Annotated in this window: 16 protein-coding genes; 9 read left to right on the top strand and 7 right to left on the bottom strand. The window is 70.0% G+C overall.

Annotated features, from left to right (window positions below; genetic code table 11):
* Together paaK and ITP53_RS22115 are read left to right on the top strand one after the other, a co-directional pair.
* Positions 1 to 1,311, top strand: a complete 1,311-nt coding sequence (paaK, locus tag ITP53_RS22120; RefSeq protein ID WP_328815351.1) for a phenylacetate--CoA ligase PaaK — start codon at positions 1 to 3, stop codon at positions 1,309 to 1,311.
* A 4-nt stretch (positions 1,312 to 1,315) separates the two neighbouring features.
* The gene (locus ITP53_RS22115) at positions 1,316 to 1,918 is read left to right on the top strand and encodes a TetR/AcrR family transcriptional regulator (protein ID WP_195897331.1); all 603 of its coding nucleotides are present in this window, start codon (positions 1,316 to 1,318) and stop codon (positions 1,916 to 1,918) included.
* 18 nt (positions 1,919 to 1,936) lie between these two features.
* On the opposite strand, the gene ITP53_RS22110 is transcribed toward ITP53_RS22115, so the two are convergent.
* The 4 genes from ITP53_RS22110 to ITP53_RS22095 form a co-directional block, all read right to left on the bottom strand.
* Positions 1,937 to 2,764, bottom strand: a complete 828-nt coding sequence (locus tag ITP53_RS22110) for a hypothetical protein (protein WP_328815348.1) — start codon at positions 2,762 to 2,764, stop codon at positions 1,937 to 1,939.
* 72 nt (positions 2,765 to 2,836) lie between these two features.
* Entirely contained in the window at positions 2,837 to 3,136 is a 300-nt protein-coding gene (locus ITP53_RS22105) for a DUF4193 domain-containing protein (RefSeq protein ID WP_195897330.1), read from the bottom strand.
* Between the two features lie 309 nt (positions 3,137 to 3,445).
* Positions 3,446 to 4,714 (bottom strand): sensor histidine kinase, encoded by a 1,269-nt coding sequence (locus ITP53_RS22100; protein ID WP_195897329.1) that lies wholly within the window; start codon positions 4,712 to 4,714, stop codon positions 3,446 to 3,448.
* Positions 4,715 to 4,752: 38 nt separating this feature from the next.
* Positions 4,753 to 5,406, bottom strand: coding sequence for a response regulator transcription factor (locus ITP53_RS22095; RefSeq protein ID WP_195897328.1), 654 nt, complete (start codon positions 5,404 to 5,406; stop codon positions 4,753 to 4,755).
* A 253-nt stretch (positions 5,407 to 5,659) separates the two neighbouring features.
* Here ITP53_RS22095 and ITP53_RS22090 point away from each other — a divergent pair, with 253 nt between their 5' ends.
* Positions 5,660 to 5,824 (top strand): hypothetical protein, encoded by a 165-nt coding sequence (locus ITP53_RS22090; RefSeq protein WP_195897327.1) that lies wholly within the window; start codon positions 5,660 to 5,662, stop codon positions 5,822 to 5,824.
* 53 nt (positions 5,825 to 5,877) lie between these two features.
* Here the strand turns inward: ITP53_RS22090 and ITP53_RS22085 are convergent, their stop codons facing one another.
* Together ITP53_RS22085 and ITP53_RS22080 are read right to left on the bottom strand one after the other, a co-directional pair.
* Entirely contained in the window at positions 5,878 to 6,666 is a 789-nt protein-coding gene (locus ITP53_RS22085; RefSeq protein WP_195897326.1) for an inositol monophosphatase family protein, read from the bottom strand.
* Positions 6,666 to 8,645, bottom strand: coding sequence for a S9 family peptidase (locus tag ITP53_RS22080; protein ID WP_328815345.1), 1,980 nt, complete (start codon positions 8,643 to 8,645; stop codon positions 6,666 to 6,668). Before ITP53_RS22080 ends, ITP53_RS22085 begins: the two co-directional genes overlap by 1 nt.
* Positions 8,646 to 8,761: 116 nt before the next feature.
* On the opposite strand from ITP53_RS22080, the gene ITP53_RS22075 reads away from it, so the two are divergent.
* Complete coding sequence (locus ITP53_RS22075) at positions 8,762 to 9,730, top strand: ferrochelatase (RefSeq protein WP_328815343.1); 969 nt, start codon at positions 8,762 to 8,764, stop codon at positions 9,728 to 9,730.
* Here ITP53_RS22075 and ITP53_RS22070 read toward each other — a convergent pair.
* On the bottom strand, positions 9,721 to 10,890 hold the full coding sequence (locus ITP53_RS22070) for a lytic transglycosylase domain-containing protein (protein WP_195897324.1): 1,170 nt from the start codon (positions 10,888 to 10,890) through the stop codon (positions 9,721 to 9,723). The genes ITP53_RS22075 and ITP53_RS22070 overlap by 10 nt on opposite strands.
* A gap of 92 nt (positions 10,891 to 10,982) precedes the next feature.
* Here ITP53_RS22070 and ITP53_RS22065 point away from each other — a divergent pair, with 92 nt between their 5' ends.
* From ITP53_RS22065 to sepH, 5 genes are all read left to right on the top strand, one after another.
* Positions 10,983 to 12,185 (top strand): MFS transporter, encoded by a 1,203-nt coding sequence (locus ITP53_RS22065; protein ID WP_195897323.1) that lies wholly within the window; start codon positions 10,983 to 10,985, stop codon positions 12,183 to 12,185.
* A 105-nt stretch (positions 12,186 to 12,290) separates the two neighbouring features.
* Entirely contained in the window at positions 12,291 to 12,962 is a 672-nt protein-coding gene (locus ITP53_RS22060) for a polysaccharide deacetylase family protein (RefSeq protein ID WP_236051072.1), read from the top strand.
* Between the two features lie 45 nt (positions 12,963 to 13,007).
* On the top strand, positions 13,008 to 14,285 hold the full coding sequence (locus ITP53_RS22055; protein ID WP_195897321.1) for a D-arabinono-1,4-lactone oxidase: 1,278 nt from the start codon (positions 13,008 to 13,010) through the stop codon (positions 14,283 to 14,285).
* 92 nt (positions 14,286 to 14,377) lie between these two features.
* On the top strand, positions 14,378 to 15,436 hold the full coding sequence (locus tag ITP53_RS22050) for a S8 family serine peptidase (RefSeq protein ID WP_195897320.1): 1,059 nt from the start codon (positions 14,378 to 14,380) through the stop codon (positions 15,434 to 15,436).
* A 160-nt stretch (positions 15,437 to 15,596) separates the two neighbouring features.
* The coding region (gene sepH, locus ITP53_RS22045; protein ID WP_195897319.1) for a septation protein SepH at positions 15,597 to 16,543 on the top strand (947 nt) is incomplete at its 3' end.

The following is a 16,543-nucleotide window of genomic DNA, read 5'->3' as shown; positions in this document are numbered from 1 at the left end:
GTGGGACTCGGCGACCCCCCTACGCCGGAGCAGCTCGACCCGATCGAGCGGGCGTCACGTGACGAGCTCATGGCGCTCCAGCTCGAACGGCTGCGATGGACACTCAGCTACGCCTACACAAATGTCCCGCTTTATCGGGATAAATTCGACAGCGCGGGCGTGCATCCGAGCGACTGCAAGGACCTCGAAGACCTGGCCGGGTTCCCCTTCACCACGAAGCAGGACCTGCGCGACCACTACCCGTTCGGCATGTTCGCGGTCCCGCGCGAGCAGGTCGTCAGGATCCACGCCTCAAGCGGCACCACGGGCCGGCCCACCGTCGTGGGCTACACCAGGAAGGACGTCGACACCTGGGCGGAGGTCATGGCCCGCTCGATCCGCGCCTCGGGCGGCCGCCCCGGCGACATCGTCCACGTCGCGTACGGCTACGGCCTGTTCACCGGCGGCCTGGCCGCACACTACGGCGCCGAGCGGCTGGGCTGCACGGTGGTGCCGGTCTCCGGCGGCATGACGGCCCGCCAGGTCCGGCTGATCACGGACTTCCGTCCGGACATCGTCATGGTGACGCCGTCGTACATGCTGGCCCTGCTCGACGAGTTCGAGTCGCAGGGCCTGGACCCGCGCGCCTCCTCACCGCGGATCGGGATCTTCGGCGCCGAGCCGTGGACCGAGCGGATGCGCGCGGAGCTGGAGGACCGCTTCGGCCTGCACGCCGTCGACATCTACGGCCTGTCGGAGGTGATGGGCCCCGGCGTGGCCAACGAGTGCGTGGAGAGCAAGGACGGCCTGCACGTCTGGGAGGACCATTTCTACCCGGAGACGGTCGATCCGGTCACCGGCGAGCCCGCCGACGCGGGCGAGTTGGTCCTGACGAGCCTCACCAAGGAGGCCATGCCGGTCATCCGCTACCGCACGCGCGACCTGACGAGGTTACTGCCCGGCACCGCGAGGCCGGCGTTCCGGCGCATGGAGAAGGTGACAGGGCGCACGGACGACATGATCATCCTGCGCGGCGTGAACGTGTTCCCGACCCAGATCGAGGAGCTCGTGCTGCGCACGCCGGGCCTGTCACCGTACTTCCAGCTGCTCCTGACCCGCCCTGAGCGCCTGGACGTGATGACGGTCATGGTCGAGGCGCGGCCCGGCGTCGAGCACCGGGACGAGGCGGGTCTGGCGCTGCGCCGGGCGGTCAGGGAGACGGTCGGCGTACGCGTTGACGTCGAGGTGGTGGCCCCGGAGACGCTGGAGCGCTCGGTGGGCAAGCTCAAACGCGTCATCGACCAGCGAGGGCTGGCGAACAGGGATAATTAGGCATATGGCCACCCCGACCCCCACCCGTCAGCGCCGGCGCGGGCACGATCCCGAGTCCGTGCTCTCCATCGCGGTCGACGTCTTCAACGAGCGCGGCTACGACGGGACCAGCATGGAGGACCTGGCCAGGGCGCTCGGCGTCACCAAGTCGGCCATCTACTACCACGTGCCTGGCAAGGAGCAGCTGCTCGCGCGGGCGCTGGACCGGGCGCTGGACGGGCTGTTCGAGATGGTCGCCGACGAGCGCGCCGCCGCGGGTCCCGCGATCGACCGGCTGGAGTGGGTCGTTCGGCAGAGCGTCCGCATCCTCATCGACCGGCTCCCGTACGTGACGCTGCTGCTGCGGGTGCGCGGCAACAGCCGGACGGAGCAGGCGGCGCTGGAGCGGCGCGGGGAGTTCGACACGTTCATCGGCCGCCTGGTCACGGAGGCGGCGGCGGACGGGAGCATCCGGCCCGACCTGGATCCGGCGCTGGTGACCCGGCTGCTGTTCGGCACGGTCAACTCGATCACCGAGTGGTACCGTCCGGCGCCAGGCGGTTCGCCGGACGACCTGGCGGACGCGCTGCTCAAAATGACGTTCGGGGGTCTGCGGGGGTCGGTGTGACATCAGGGCACGGAGTGGTCAGGGGTTGAGTTCGTCGGGGCGGCGGGATTCGACCTCGGCACGCGGCGGGTCGTACCGCTCCGGCTGCTTGATGCGCAGGTCGTTGCGGATGGCCGCGCCGAGCCGCTTCGTGGCCATCCGGTTGAGCGTGCCGCCCGCGACCGCTCCGGTGAGGAAGGGGCCGAGCGTGGTCAGGTGGCGCCCGAGTGTGCGCATGAGCCGGTTGCGCAGAGCCGTCTTGGTGGCCACGCCGAGCGCGAGCGTCACGGAGGCGGGCGCGAGGGGGTCGATGCCGCGCTGCTTGGCCCAGGCGGCCGTGAAGGCGACCGCGCGCTGCGCGCCTGAGCCCTGGACGCTTACGCCGTAGACCTCGTGCAGCTCGGCCAGGAGCTTGACCTCGATGGCGGCGACGACGATGGTCTCGGCCACGAGCTGCGCCGGAGCGGAGAGCAGGAGAGGGGGGGCGGCGAACTCGGCCGCCGCGAGCGCTCCGCCGATGGCACCGACGGTCATGGTGGCCTTCTGGGCGGTCCGCACCAGGTCGTCGGCGAGTTCCTCGCCGGTCAGGCCGTGATGATGCTCGGAAAGGGTGTGCAGGTCCCGGATCGGGATGCGGGGTGCGATGTTGAGGAAGACGTCGGCCAGCCAGCGTCCCCGGCCGGCACCGGTCCTGCGGGCCCGCTTCGCCCCGGCGGACAGAGCCTGAGCGAGTCGGCCGAGCAGCCTGCGCCGCTCGGCCGGCTCGAGGTCTCCGGGCGTGGCGAGTCTTTCTACGAGCTCGCCGACCTCCTTGTCGGGGTCGGCGATCTCGTTGCCCGGTTGACGGTCCTTCTCCGGTACGGCCACGCGATGCCTCCGTCCTCTTGGTCGCGCTCGCTCAGGGGTCGCCAGGATCGCTCGCCCCGAGCTCCTTCGATGTCAGGCGGCGCATTCGCGGCAGACCTGCTGACCGTTCTTCTCGGAGGCCAGCTGGCTGCGGTGATGCACCAGGAAGCAGCGTGAACAGGTGAACTCGTCGGCCTGACGGGGGATCACCCGCAGGGAGAGCTCTTCGTTCGACAGATCCGCACCGGGCAGTTCGAGCGACTCGGCCAGGTCGGTCTCGTCGATGTCGATGCTGCCTGACGACTTGTCGGTGCGCCGCGCCTGGAGTTCCTGGAGACTGTCCTCCCCCAGGTCGTCTTCTGTCTTGCGCGGGCTGTCGTAGTCGGTAGCCATTGTGCTTACTCCATCCCCCTCATCAATATGTCTTCGCGCTCATCGCGCGTCTTCTAACGTCCGGGAGGCCCATCTTGTGCCCGTTCCGCCGGGGAGATTTCCCATCGGTACCCCGGGAGAACGAGCAACGAACCTCCCAACACGTCAGGGCCTGCTGCCGATGGCAATGGTTAGCCAAATATGGCGAAACCCACAGCCTTGGCGTCGTGCACCACCGTGTTCGACGGCACATCCAACCACATGTACGGCGAGAACGAGACGCCCCCCGTACATCAACACGCGGGCGAACACACCGGAGCACCGTACAGGTCAGTTCCTCGGAAGCCGAATGGTCACGACCAGTCCCCCGCCATCACGCGGCACCGCGGTCACGTTTCCCCCGTGTGCCTGGATCACCGCACGGACGATGGACAGCCCGAGACCCGATCCCTTGGCCGAATCCACGCGATCGGCATGGAGCCTCCTGAACGGTTCGAACAGGCTGTTCACCTCGTACGCCGGGACATGCTGCCCCGTGTTGGCCACCTGAACAACCAAGGCACCGTCCACCATTCCCGTACGGATCCACAGTTTTCCGTTTTCGGGCATGTTGTACTTCACCGCGTTCTCGAGCAGGTTGCTGACCGAGCGCTCCAGCAGCACCGGATCGCCTATGGTAGGCGCGCTGACCAGTTCGGTCGTCACGGTGACCCCGTGTTCCCTGGCGAAGGGCAGGACCTGTTCCACCGCCGTCTGAGCGACTTCCTGAACGTCGAGCGGTTTGCGCACAGCCAGTTCGCGTTCGCTCCTGGCGAGCAACAGCAGTCCCTCGATGAGCTTCTCGTTACGCGCGTTGACTTCGAGGAGGGTACGGCCAAGCGCTTTGAGATCCTCTGACGCCGCCGGATCCGACAGGGCGATCTCCAGGACCGTCCGGTTAATGGTGAGGGGGGTCCGCAATTCGTGGGAGGCGTTGGCCACGAATCTGCGCTGGGTGTCGAAGGCGACGTTGAGCCTGGCGAGCATGGCGTCGAAGGTGTCGGCCAGCTCCTTCAGCTCGTCGCTGGGGCCCTCCAGGGCGATGCGCTGGTGGGCCAGGTTGCTCTCCGACAGCTTGCGCGCCGTTCCCGTCATCCGCGCCACCGGCCGCAGCGCCCGGTCGGCGACGAAATAGCCGAGGATCAGCGCCAGCAGGCCCACGCCCAGCAGCGCCATCAGCGAGCTCTGGAAGAGCGCGCCCTGGGCGCTCTCCACCGCCTGCTGCCTGAGCGTGCTCCATTGATTCTGCAGGATCGTGGCACGAACCGCATCGAACCCGTCGGTGTTCAGCGGCAGCCACGCCTCCGCGATCGCCCTGCCGACGATGGCGTAGACGGAGAACAGCAGCACCGCCGCGGCCACGAAGAACAGAAGGCTGTAGGTCAGGGTCAGCCGCCAGCGGATGCTGACCTTGCCGGGAAGCGCCTTCACGAGATCCATGGTGCTGCGCTGGACCGGCGCGTGCGCGAGCGGGGGCGGGCCGTCCCAGGCGGGCGGGCCGCTGGGCGGCGGCGCCTCCTGCACGCGCGTCGTCTTCCGCGCGGAATGCGGGCTGATCATGGGATGCGTCGGCCCCGCTTCATGATCCGGCCGTTCAGTCACAACTTGTACCCAACCCCGGGCACAGTCTCGATCACCTGAGGCTCGCCCAGTTTCTTACGCAGCGTCATCATGGTCACCCGGACCACGTTCGTGAAGGGATCGATGTTCTCGTCCCAGGCCTTGTCCAGCAGGTCCTCCTGGCTGACCACGGCGCCTTCCGCCCGCATCAGCTCCTCCAGGACCGCGAACTCCTTCTTGGTCAGCACGACCTCCCTGCCGTCCCGCTCCACCAGCCGCTTGCCCGGGTCGAGGCGGATCCCGCCCCGCTCCAGGACCGGCGGCAACGCGGGGGCGGAGCGGCGGCCGAGCGCGCGCACCCTGGCGACCAGCTCGACGAACACGAACGGCTTGGCCAGGTAGTCGTCGGCCCCCAGACCGAGCCCCTCCACCTTGTCGTCCACGTCGCCTGAGGCGGTCAGCATCAGGATCCGCGAGGCGGTCCGCTCCTCCACCAGCCGGCGGCAGACCTCGTCGCCGTGCACGACCGGCAGGTCACGGTCCAGCACGATCACGTCGTAGTCGATGTAGGAGGTCCGCTCGAGGGCGCCGCCGCCGTCGTACGCCACGTCCACCGCCATCGCCTCGCGCCGCAGCCCGGTCGCGATCGCGTCGGCGAGCACCCGCTCATCTTCCACCACCAGCACTCGCACGCCTGGCACCTCTCTCCGATTCTGGGCACCCATTCTGCCCACAGCGTCGATAAGCGCACGGTAAGGCATGTCAAGGGGTGGGTGGCCCCCGGTGAGGGCCGGGGAGACCCCCGCGACACACCCGTAAGACACGGCATGGCGAAATTAATGTTTCGGAACGCGACCCGCCGGGGTATGCCTGCGGGACACCCATTGCCCGGCAATGGGGACGCTTCACCCCAAGCCCATATCGAACGCGTAGAGAGTAGGTGAGATGGGCGAGTTCACGACCACCATTGAACACCGCCTCGACCAGGCTTACGAAGGCCTGCGGGAGGCACGCAGCGTCGGCGACGACTACCTCGCCGACACACTCACCGCCGAGATCGAGGACCTGCGCCGCATAGCCGACGATCACGGTGTTCCGTTGCCCCGCTAGCCACGCGAAACGGCCGGAGCCTGGCTCCGGCCGTTTCGCATACCGTCAGAACGTCAGGCGTCACGCTCAGGATCGAGCGGCGCCAGCAGATCGTGCAGTTCCTCGAACAGCCCGGGGGCGGCGCACAGCGCGAAGTCCGGGCTGACCGGCCGGCCGCGCAGCCCGCCGAGCCTGGCGCCCGACTCCGTCGCCACCAGCCCCGCCGCGGCGAAGTCCCAGTGGTTGACGCCCCGCTCGTAGTAGGCGTCCACCCGGCCGGCCGCGAGCGAGCACATGTCGATGGCGCACGATCCGCCGCGCCTGATGTCGCGTACGCGCGGCAGCACCGCCGCGACCACCTCGCCCTGCACGGCCCGCCTGGCCACCGAGTAGCCGAACCCGGTCGCCACCAGCGCCTGCGCGAGCGGCACCCCGGTGTTGCAGCGCAACCGCTCGCCGCCGAGCCTGGCGCCCTCGCCGAGCGCCGCGGTGAAGACCTCGCCGCGCATGGGCACGTTGACGACTCCGGCCACGACCTGGCCCTTCACCTCGACGGCTATCGACACCGCCCAGTCGGGCAGGCCGTACAGGAAGTTGACGGTGCCGTCGATGGGGTCGACGATCCAGCGCACGTCGGACTCGCCGGGCGCCTCCCCGCCCTCCTCGCCGAGGATCCTGTCGCCGGGCCTGGCGGCCAGGATGCGCTCGCGGATGAGCTCCTCCGACGCCGTGTCCAGCGCGGTGACGACGTCGGTGGGACTTGACTTGGTCTCGATCTCCTCGGACATCGTGGGCCGTTTGGCGAGGATCATGTCCCCCGCCTCGCGGGCGATGTCCTCGGCCAGTCGCAGGAAGTCCGTCATCAGGCCACCGAGTCCGGGCGCTTCCACTCCTCGCCGAGCACGTGCTGGGCGAGGAAGGCGAGCACGGTCTCGTACCAGGCGACGGCGTTGCCCGGCTTGAGTATCCAGTGGTTCTCGTCGGGGAAGTACAGGAACTTCGACTCCACCTCGGTGCGCCGCAGGTCCCACCACAGGCGCAGCGCCTCGCCGATGGGCACGCGGTAGTCCTTGTCGCCGTGGATGACGAGCATCGGAGTGGTGATCTTGTCGAGCCCGTGGTGCGGGGACAGCAGGGCGTACCGCTCGGAGCCGGGCGCGCCGAACTCGCGCTGCCAGTACATCGAGGCGTCGGTGGTGCCGGCGAACTGGTCGAGGTTCCAGAGTGAGGCGTGGGTGACGATGGCCTTGTAGCGGTCGGTGTGGCCGGCGAGCCAGTTGGCCATGTAGCCGCCGAAGGATCCGCCCATCGCGCCGATGCGCTCGCTGTCGATGTCGTCCCTGGCCAGCGCCACGTCCACGATCGCGTCGAGGTCGGCGTGGGTGCGCGGGCCCCAGTTGCCCCAGCCGCGGTCGATCATCTCCTGACCGTAGCCGGTGGACAGGCACGGGTCGGGCATCAACACGGCGTAACCGTGCTGGGCCATGATCCAGGCCTGCCAGCGCCACTGCCAGTCGTTCCAGGAGCCGATCGGTCCGCCGTGGATCCACAGCAGGAACGGCGCGGGGGCGTCGGCGCGGGCGCCTTCCGGCAGCACGAGCCAGCCGCGGATGGTGGCGCCGTCGTCGGCGGTGGCGGAGATCTCGGTCAGCGTTCCCGGCACCTCGGGGCGCGGCGCGGGCGCGGGCAGGTCGGTGATCTCGCCGGTGACGGCGTCGATCCTGGCCGGGGCGGGCGCGAGGTCGATGGCGCTGCGCAGGGCGTAGACGAAGCGGCCGTCCTCGGAGGCGTTCAGCGCGGCGTACGCGGCGTCGTCCTGAGTGAGCCTGACCGCCGCCTCCCCGTCAACGGGGACGCGGAAGATCGGCCGGCGGCCCTGGTGGTCGGCGACGATGTAGACGGCCGAGGAGTCCGGCGCCCACGCGATGTCCGCGGGGAACAGGCCGGGCGCGTACCCGCGGCCCTCGCCCGTGGCCAGGTCGGCGATCCACAGGTCGCTGCGCACCGAGACGTCCGGCCCGGTGAGACGCTCGCGTGAGCAGGCCACCCGGGTGCCGTCGGGGGAGATCGCGATGGGGTGCGTGTGGTCGTGGCGCTCCTCGCTGAGGAGCGTGCGCCGCTCCCCCGTGGCCACGTCGACGGCCACGATGTCGGTACGCCACTCGCCCTTCGGCAGGTACGCGCGCCAGGTGACGACCACGGTGGCACCGTCCGGCGTGAGCTCGAACGTGGCGTCGCGCAGCGCGTCCCCCGCGTCCGGGGTCAGGTCGCGCACGTCCTCCAGGCGGTCGGCGCCGAGCCTGGCGGCGAACAGCCTGGTCCGGCCTGGACCGAGGTCGTGGTCCCAGTAGCGGACCGGGTAGCCGTCGTGCAGGATGGCGCTGATCCCGGCGTCCTTGCGGGCCTTGCGCTTCTCCTCCTCGGCCGCCTCCTCGCCGTCGAGCACGTCGGCGGTGAACACGACCACGTCGGCGGCCGTGCGTACGGCGCCGATGCCGCCCGGGCGGGTGGCCACCTGGCGGGCCTCGCCGCCCGCGCGGGGCAGCAGCCACAGCGCGGGCACCTCGTCGCCGGCGTCCTTGACGGTGGGGTCGGGGCGGGCGGAGGTGAACAGCACGTCCCCTGTCGCGGTGAAGACCGCGGCCGTCTCGCCCTTGGCCGACCGGGTCAGCCGGTACGGCTCGCCGTCGATCGGGAGCCCCCAGAGCGCGGTGCCGAAGGACTTGCCGTCGGGATTGAGGGACTGAACCGTCGAGACCAGCCTGGAGCCGTCTGGCGAGAGTCTCAGCGAGAGAACCCGGGGAATGGCCACATAGTCACGTATGTCGTTAAATGCGCTCACCCGACCGAACTTACCTCGCGAGAAGAAACATCGGCACCCGTAACCTGCGCGGTTCGGAGAGAGTGCGAGGTTCGCCGGGTACGAGGGCGACCTCCCTGCGGCATACGCTGGATCACGTGGGAAGCTACGACGCGTTGCTGGTCCTGTCGTTCGGCGGGCCCGAGGGCCCTGACGACGTGCTGCCGTTCCTGGAGAACGTCGTCCGAGGCCGGGGGGTGCCGCGCGAGCGGCTGCTCGAGGTGGCCGAGCACTACCAGCACTTCGGCGGGGTCAGCCCGATCAACCAGCAGAACCGCGACCTGATCGAGGCCCTGCGCCCGATCGCCGGCGTGCCGGTCTACTGGGGCAACCGCAACTGGCGACCGTTCGGCGAGGACACCGTGCGCCGGATGAAAGCCGACGGCGTCAGGAAGGCGGCCGTCTTCCCCACATCGGCGTTCGCCGGCTACTCCAGCTGCCGTCAGTACTACGAGGACATCGCCAGGATCTCGATCGAGGGCGGCCCCGAGCTGGTCAAGATGCGCCACTTCGGCGACCACCCCGGGTTCGTGGCCGCGATGGCCGACCACACCGGCGCGGCGCTGGAGCGACTCGGCCGCGACGACGCCAGGCTCGTGTTCACCGCGCACAGCATCCCGGTCTCCATGGCCGAGACGGCCGGCCCGTCCGGCGGTCTCTACGAGGCGCAGATCCGCAGGAGCGCCGAGCTGGTCAACCAGGCGCTGGGCCGCACGACGCCGTGGGACCTGGTGTGGCAGTCGCGCAGCGGCCCGCCGCACGTGCCGTGGCTGGAGCCGGATGTCTGCGACTTCCTGCGCAAGACGGACGCCCGCTCGGTCGTGCTGGTGCCGATCGGGTTCGTCTCCGACCACATGGAGGTCCTCTACGACCTCGACACCGAGGCCAGGGACGTGGCTACCGAGCTGGGCCTGCCCATGGAGCGAGCGGCGACGGCCGGCACGCACCCGCGTTTCGTGCGGATGGTCCGCGAGCTGATGGACGAGCCCGAGCCCGCCCCATGCCCGCTCACCTGCTGCCCGCCGCCCCGCCGAAGACCTCAAGCGCCTCAGCCGCCTCAGGCGTAGGTGCGCGCGTACGCCTCCGCGAGGCCCATGACCTTGTTCACGTAGTCCCACGAGTGGTTGTAGAACCAGATCGCCTTGCGCAGCCTCTCGCCGCCCTCGCCCGCCTTGTTGGCGCACAGGTAACCGGCCGCGCCCGGCACGGCGTCGTACGGGCTCCAGATGTCCTTCTTGCCGTCGCCGTCGCCGTCCACGCCGTAGTGCTTCCAGGTGGCGGGCATGAACTGCATCGGCCCGAGCGCGCCCGCGCTCGACGGGCCGTTGTTGCGTCCGTGCCCGCTTTCCACCTGCCCGATCGCGGCCAGCACGGTCCACGACAGCCCAGGGCAGCGGGTGGCCGAGGCCTGGTAGAGCTCCAGGTAGCTGCCGGGCCTGCCCACGTTCACGGTCGCCTGCTTCTGCTGCTCCCGCTGCTTGGGCACGCGGTCGGCCGCGTCCAGCATCACGACCTGGGATCCCTTGCCGAGCAGCTTGTGCACCCGCGACTCGCTGATCTTGCCGGGCTTGCCGTGCAGCAATACCGCGACCCCGGGCGCGAACCCCAGCGACCGGCCCAAGTCCGCGCTCACCAGTCCGTCCACGCCCTTCAGCCCGAGCGTGGCCGACGCCGCAGCGCGCAGCCTGGGACCGCCGTCCACCTGGTACATGGCGCCAAGGATCATCCCGAACTTACGCATCGCGCCCGAGTCGGCCACCAGCTCGCCCCTGGCCAGCGCGCTCCACACGGCGGGCTGGTCGGCGACGGGCTGCGGCGTCCACGACCGGAAGTCGGCCGGGTCGACGGCCAGCAGGTTGAGCGCGGTGCCGGAGACCTTGACCGCGCCCGCGTCCACCACGATCGCCTTCTGCACCTGCTCCAGCTCGCCCAGCTTGAGCCTGATCGCGTCGGCCACCGTCGCCGGGGCGATCGCCAGCACGCGCGGCGGCGTGACGGTGACGCCGGGGCCGCCCGCGCCGAAGTCCTTGACCGGCTCGGCGGTGGGCACGAGCTGGTCGAGGCGGGGTGCGGGCTCCTGCCTCGGTTGCGGCCTGCGTACGGGCTCTTCGGCGGTTCTGACCAGGTCACCGTCCAGGATCACGGCGAGGCCGCCCGCGGCCGCGGAGACCACGAGCACGGCGGTGATCATGAGTATGACCGCGCGCAACGAGGGAAGACCGGACACTCGGGACACGTTAACCCACTCTCCCGATAAACACTTGCTCCTATGACACTCGGTGCGTAATGGTTAGCTGCCGAACGTAAGGAGGAAACAGGGTGCTCGGGCCTTACCGGGGGATCTTCGATGGGCCCGGTGTCAAGGGGTTCGTGCTGGCCGGATTCGTCGGGCGGATGCCGATGTCCATGCTCGGCATCGGGATCGTGTTGCTGATCTCCACGCTCACCGGCTCGTACGCCACCGCCGGAGCGGTCGCCGCCAGCACCAACGTGGCCTACGCGTTCGCCGCTCCCCTGACGAGCCGGCTGGCGGACAGGTTCGGGCAGAGCCGGGTGATCACCCCGTTCGCGGTGCTGAACGCGCTCGGGCTGGCCTCCCTCATGCTCTGCACCGCCTTCGAACTGTCCGAATGGACCCTGTACGCCTCGGGCCTGCTCATCGGGGCCACCTCGATGTCCATCGGCTCCCTGGTGCGCGCCCGCTGGACGGTCATCCACGGCGGCACCAGCAGGCTGCACACCGCGTTCGCGTTCGAGTCGGTCGTCGACGAGGTCGTCTTCGTCACCGGGCCGGCACTGGTCACGGTGCTGGCCACCGGCGTGAACCCGTACGCGGGCCTGATCGTGGCCCTGATCTGCATGTTCGCCGGATGTCTCGTGCTGGCGGCGCAGCGGCGTACGCAGCCGCCGGTCCAGGAGGTCAAGTCGGCCTCCGGCACGCCCATCCTGATCCCCGGCATCGCCCTGCTGTCGTGCGTCTATCTGGCGCTGGGCGCGGTGTTCGGCTCGGTCGATCTGATCACCGTGGCGTTCGCGGAGGAGCAGGGGGTGAAGGCGGCCTCCGGGTTCCTGCTGGCGTCGTTCGCGGGCGGCTCGATGGTGTCGGGGCTGTGGTTCGGGTCCAGGCACTGGAGGATCTCGCTGCGCGGCCGGTTCGTACGGGCGCTGGGCGTGTTCGTCGTGGGGCTGCTGCCGATCACGTTCATCGGCGACGTGTGGGTCATGGCGGTGGCGCTGTTCGTGGCCGGGTTCGCCATCTCCCCGACGCTCATTACGGGCTTCTCGCTGACCGAGCGGCTGGTGCCGCCGTCCCTGCTCACCGAGGGCATGGCGTGGATCTCCACCTCGATCGGGTTCGGCGTGGCGGCCGGCGCGTGGGCGGGCGGGCGGCTCACGGAGGCGTACGGCGCGTCCAACGCCTACACCTTCGCGCTCGGCGCGGCGGCGCTGGCCGTGGTGGTGGGAATCGGAGGTTCGGGTTTGCTGAGACTTCCCGAGGCTTCTTCACCCGCGAAGAGCTGATCCGCTACCGTCAGGACATCCCTCGCAACACCCATCACATTGGAAGCTCTATTTATGTCCCGACAAATCAGTTCAATTCTGGCCATTGCGGCTGTTTGTGTCACCTTGGCACCGGCACCCGCTTTCGCGCAGGCTCCCAAGAAGGAACCCGTCGACTGCACGCAGGTCAAGTGCATCGCGCTGACCTTCGACGACGGGCCGGGCAAGTACGCGGGCACGCTGCTCGACACCCTGAAGAAGTACGACGCCAAGGCGACGTTCTTCCTCGAAGGGCAGTACGCGAAGAGCCGTCCCACCTACGTCAAGCGCATGGTCACCGAGGGCCACGAACTCGGCAACCACAGCTACAGCCACCCCGACTTCACCAAGAGTGACGCCGGCAAGATCAAGAGCGAGATCCAGAAAACGCAGGACGCCGTCAAGAAGGCGGCGGGCGTCGAGCCCAAGCTGCTGCGCCCGCCGTACGGCCTGGCTGACCTGCAGGTCTCCGACATCGCGGCCGAGTTCGACATGCCGATCATCCTGTGGACCGCCGGCTCGCAGGACTGGAGCAGCAAGAACGTCGAGGCCATCCAGAAGCAGACGCTCGCGGTGGCCGAGCCCAACGGCATCATCCTCATGCACGACTGGGTCAAGCAGACCGTCGACGGCATGCCGGCCCTCATCAAGACCCTGAAGAACAAGGGTTACCACCTGGTCACCGTGTCCGACGTGATCAAGAGTGAGAAGCTGGAGCCTGGCGACGTCTTCCCCCTTCCCGAGGGCTGGGCGCAGTAGGAAGTATCGTTCGCGTTTGACGGAACGAGCCTCCGGAGGGTGCTCATGGCCTTCGTGAACTGGGCGCGCAACCAGTCGGGCACCCCCGCGGAGGTGCGTACTCCGGCGTCCGTGGCGGACGTCGTACGCGCCGTGCGGGACGCCGCAGCCTCCGGGCGGCGGGTCCGCATGGTCGGCACGGGCCACTCCTTCACCGGGGTGGCCCTCACCGACGGCATCATGCTGCGCCCCGGCGCGCTGACCGGGATCAGGTCGTACGCCGGCGACCGCGTCACCGTCCTGGCCGGCACGCCGCTGCGGGCGCTGAACGAGCAGCTCCACGAGCGCGGCCTGGCCCTGGCGAACATGGGCGACATCACCGAGCAGACCGTCGCCGGCGCCATCCAGACCGGCACGCACGGCACCGGACGTGACAGCGGCGGGCTCGCGGACCAGGTCGCCGAGCTGGAGCTGGTGCTCGCCGACGGCTCGGTGACGACCGCGCGGCCCGGCGAGGACCTGTTCGACGCCGCCAGGGTGGGGCTGGGGGTGCTCGGGGTGCTGACGGCGGTGACGTTCCTGGTGGAGCCCGCGTTCCTGCTGCACCACAGGCGGCGCGCGATGACACTCGGCGAGATCCTCGGCTCACTCGACGCCATGACCTCCGCGAACGAGCACCTCGACTTCTTCTGGTTGCCGCACACCGACGCCTGCCTGGTCAAGACCGGCAACAGGAACCCGGGCCCGCCCCGGCCGCCTGGCGCGTTCCGGCACTGGCTGGACACCGTGTTCCTGGAGAACACCGTCTTCGGGGCCGCCTGCGCGGCCGGTGCCCGCTTTCCTTCCCTCATCCCGCGGATCAACGAGATCAGCGCGGCGGCGCTCGGGGAGTCCGAATCGGTGGACGTCTCGTACAAGGTGTTCACGGCGCGGCGGGACGTGCGCTTCCTGGAGATGGAGTACGCCGTCCCGCGCGAGCGGCTCGCCCAGGCGCTGCGTGAGACGCGGGACCTGATCGAGCTGATGGACTGGAAGATCACCTTCCCGGTGGAGGTGCGGGTCACGCCGGCCGGTGACGCGTGGTTGTCGACCGCGTACGGACGGGCGTCGGCGTACATCGCCTGCCACGTCTACCGCCCCACGCCGAACCCCGCCTACTTCGAGGGCGTGGAGGAGATCATGACGCGTTTGGAGGGGCGGCCGCACTGGGGCAAGCTGCACACCAGGGACGCGGCGTACCTGGGCACGGCGTATCCGCGTTTCGCGGACTTCCTGGCCCTGCGTGACCGGCTCGACCCGCGACGCCTGTTCACCAACGACCACCTGGACGTCGTACTCGGCTGAGCGCCCGTGTTAGGTAAAGAGCCGGCGTGTTAACGGCTGTGAGGGCGTGTCACGTTGCCTGTCCCGGCTGGTCACGGGCACCCTCGTAACTCGTGCCCCGACGACTCGGCCTGCCCTCCGTGTACCTCGCCGCGGCTGTGGCGACGGCCGCCACGACCGCCGTACCGCTGGCCATGACACCCGCCTCAGGACTCGCTCTGCGCCCGGCCTCTACCGAACCCACCCGGCCCTACGTCGTCGTCGCGCGCGGGCGGGCGGCGGCCCGCGATCTCGTCGGCGAGGTGCGCTGGCGGGTACGCCGCTACTACGCCGCGGCACTGCCCGGCTTCGCCACCTTCCTCACCGCCGCCGAACTGGCCGAACTGCGGGCCGACCCGCGCGTCCTGGCGATAGAGCCCGACCACCGGATCCACGCGGCGCCTGTCCACGCGGCCGTCCGTCCGATCCCCGGTGATGCCACGGGCGCGGGCACCACCGTGTACGTCCTGGACAGCGGCGTGGACGCCCGCCACGCCGAGTTCGGCGACCGGGCCTGGCGCGCCTTCGACGCCACCGGTGGCGCCGGCCGCGACTGCGACGGCCACGGCACGCGCGTCGCCGGCCGCGTCCACGCGACGGCTCCCCAGGCGAGGATCGTCTCCGTACGCGTCCTCGGCTGCTCGGGGTACGGGACGCTGGCGGAGGTGCTGGCGGGGCTCGACTGGATCCAGCGGCACGCGCGCGGCCCGTCCGTGGCGAACCTGTCCATCTCCGACCACGGCGGCTCGCCCGCGCTCGGCGCGGCCATGTCGGCTCTGGTGCGGTCGGGCGTGTTCGTGGTCAGCGCAGCCGGCTCGGACTCCGGCACCGGCTCGGGCACGCGCACCGGCACGGGCACGGGCACGGGCACGGGCACGGGCACGGACTCTGGTACCGCCACCGGGTCGGGCTCGGGCTCGGGTATCGGTTCTTGCCGGGTGATGCCGGGCGGGGCGGCATACTCGGAGTGGGCCCCGCACCTGGCCGCGACCGCCGCCCGCCACCTGGAACGCCATCCGTCCGCGAACCCGTCGGTCCTGGCCTCCTGGCTCAAGTGCACCACGGGAGACGCGGAGATCCGCCAGAATCCGTCAGAGGCCGCTGGCCTCCCCGTGCGCGACGGCGGGCAATAGCGGGATGGATTCCACAAATGTGACCGGCGTCACATCGCCCCGGGGCTATCCCAGGAAGGCGATGTTCGGACATGCCGGGTACGGTGCTGGCAGGCAACCGGCACACGCGAGAGACTCAAGGGTCCGGGGGAAGAATGGCGACGCTGACGAAGGGACTCGCATGCAGGAGCTCCGACTCGTCGCGGTGAGTGAGGACGGCACCTATCTCGTGCTGGCTACTGCCGGACGAGGTACGCGCTTCACGCTTCCCGTGGACGACCGGCTCCGTGCTGCCGTCCGCGGCAACTTCTCCCGTCTCGGCCAGTACGAGATCGAAGTGGAGAGTCCGTTGCGTCCCAAGGAGATCCAGGCCCGCATCCGAGCCGGAGAGACGGCGGAGGAAATAGCCGCGACCGCCGGAATCCCGGTCGAGCGCGTCCGCTGGTTCGAGGGACCGGTGCTGCAAGAGCGCGAGTACGTCGCTCAGCAAGCGCAACGGGTGTCCGTCCGCATGCCCGGGGAGTCCGCCCCTGGCCCCACCCTCGGCGAGCTCGTCGCCGAGCGGCTGACCAGGCGCGGCGTGCCCACCGACGAGATCGACTGGGACTCCGCCAAGCGCGACGACGGCCTGTGGCGGGTCAAGCTCGGCTACGTGTGGAACGGTCACACGCGGCACGCCGAGTGGCTCTTCGACCCACGCAAGCGGCACGTGACGCCGCACGACGACGAGGCCATGCGGCTGTCCTCGGCCGACTTCGACCCGGATCCGGCGGCCGTGGAGGACACGACGGTGACGCCGTTCGCACCGCGCGTGGCCAAGCTGCAGCCGGTGCCGCCGCTGACGTCCGACGCGCTGCCGTTCCCGTCGGTGGTGCGCCGCGAGCCCGAGGAGCCGGCGGTCGGCTACAACTCCCCGGCCCGCTCATCGGAGGCGTACCAGCGAGGGTCCGACGGGCCGTCCCGCTCTTCGGAGACCCCGTACTCACGCGGGGCGGACACGCCATCCCGGCCTTCCGAAACCGCGTACTCACGCGGGGCCGACGGACCAACCCGCTCTTCCGAAACCGCGTACTCACGCGGGGCCGATGGGCCGTCCCGCGAGGTCCCGTTCGACCGCGCCGCCCCGCC

It is taken from the genome of Nonomuraea cypriaca (assembly GCF_015645445.1).
Classification (GTDB): domain Bacteria; phylum Actinomycetota; class Actinomycetes; order Streptosporangiales; family Streptosporangiaceae; genus Nonomuraea; species Nonomuraea cypriaca.
This window is presented reverse-complemented; position numbering and strand designations above follow the sequence as displayed.

Excerpts from the sequence above, each read along its gene's own strand:
- ITP53_RS22115 (WP_195897331.1), top strand. The coding sequence starts at position 1,316 with ATGGCCACCCCGACCCCCACCCGTCAGCGCCGGCGCGGGCACGATCCC.
- ITP53_RS22105 (WP_195897330.1), bottom strand. The coding sequence starts at position 3,136 with ATGGCTACCGACTACGACAGCCCGCGCAAGACAGAAGACGACCTGGGG.
- ITP53_RS22100 (WP_195897329.1), bottom strand. The coding sequence starts at position 4,714 with ATGATCAGCCCGCATTCCGCGCGGAAGACGACGCGCGTGCAGGAGGCG.
- ITP53_RS22090 (WP_195897327.1), top strand. The coding sequence starts at position 5,660 with ATGGGCGAGTTCACGACCACCATTGAACACCGCCTCGACCAGGCTTAC.
- ITP53_RS22085 (WP_195897326.1), bottom strand. The coding sequence starts at position 6,666 with ATGACGGACTTCCTGCGACTGGCCGAGGACATCGCCCGCGAGGCGGGG.
- ITP53_RS22055 (WP_195897321.1), top strand. The coding sequence starts at position 13,008 with ATGGCCTTCGTGAACTGGGCGCGCAACCAGTCGGGCACCCCCGCGGAG.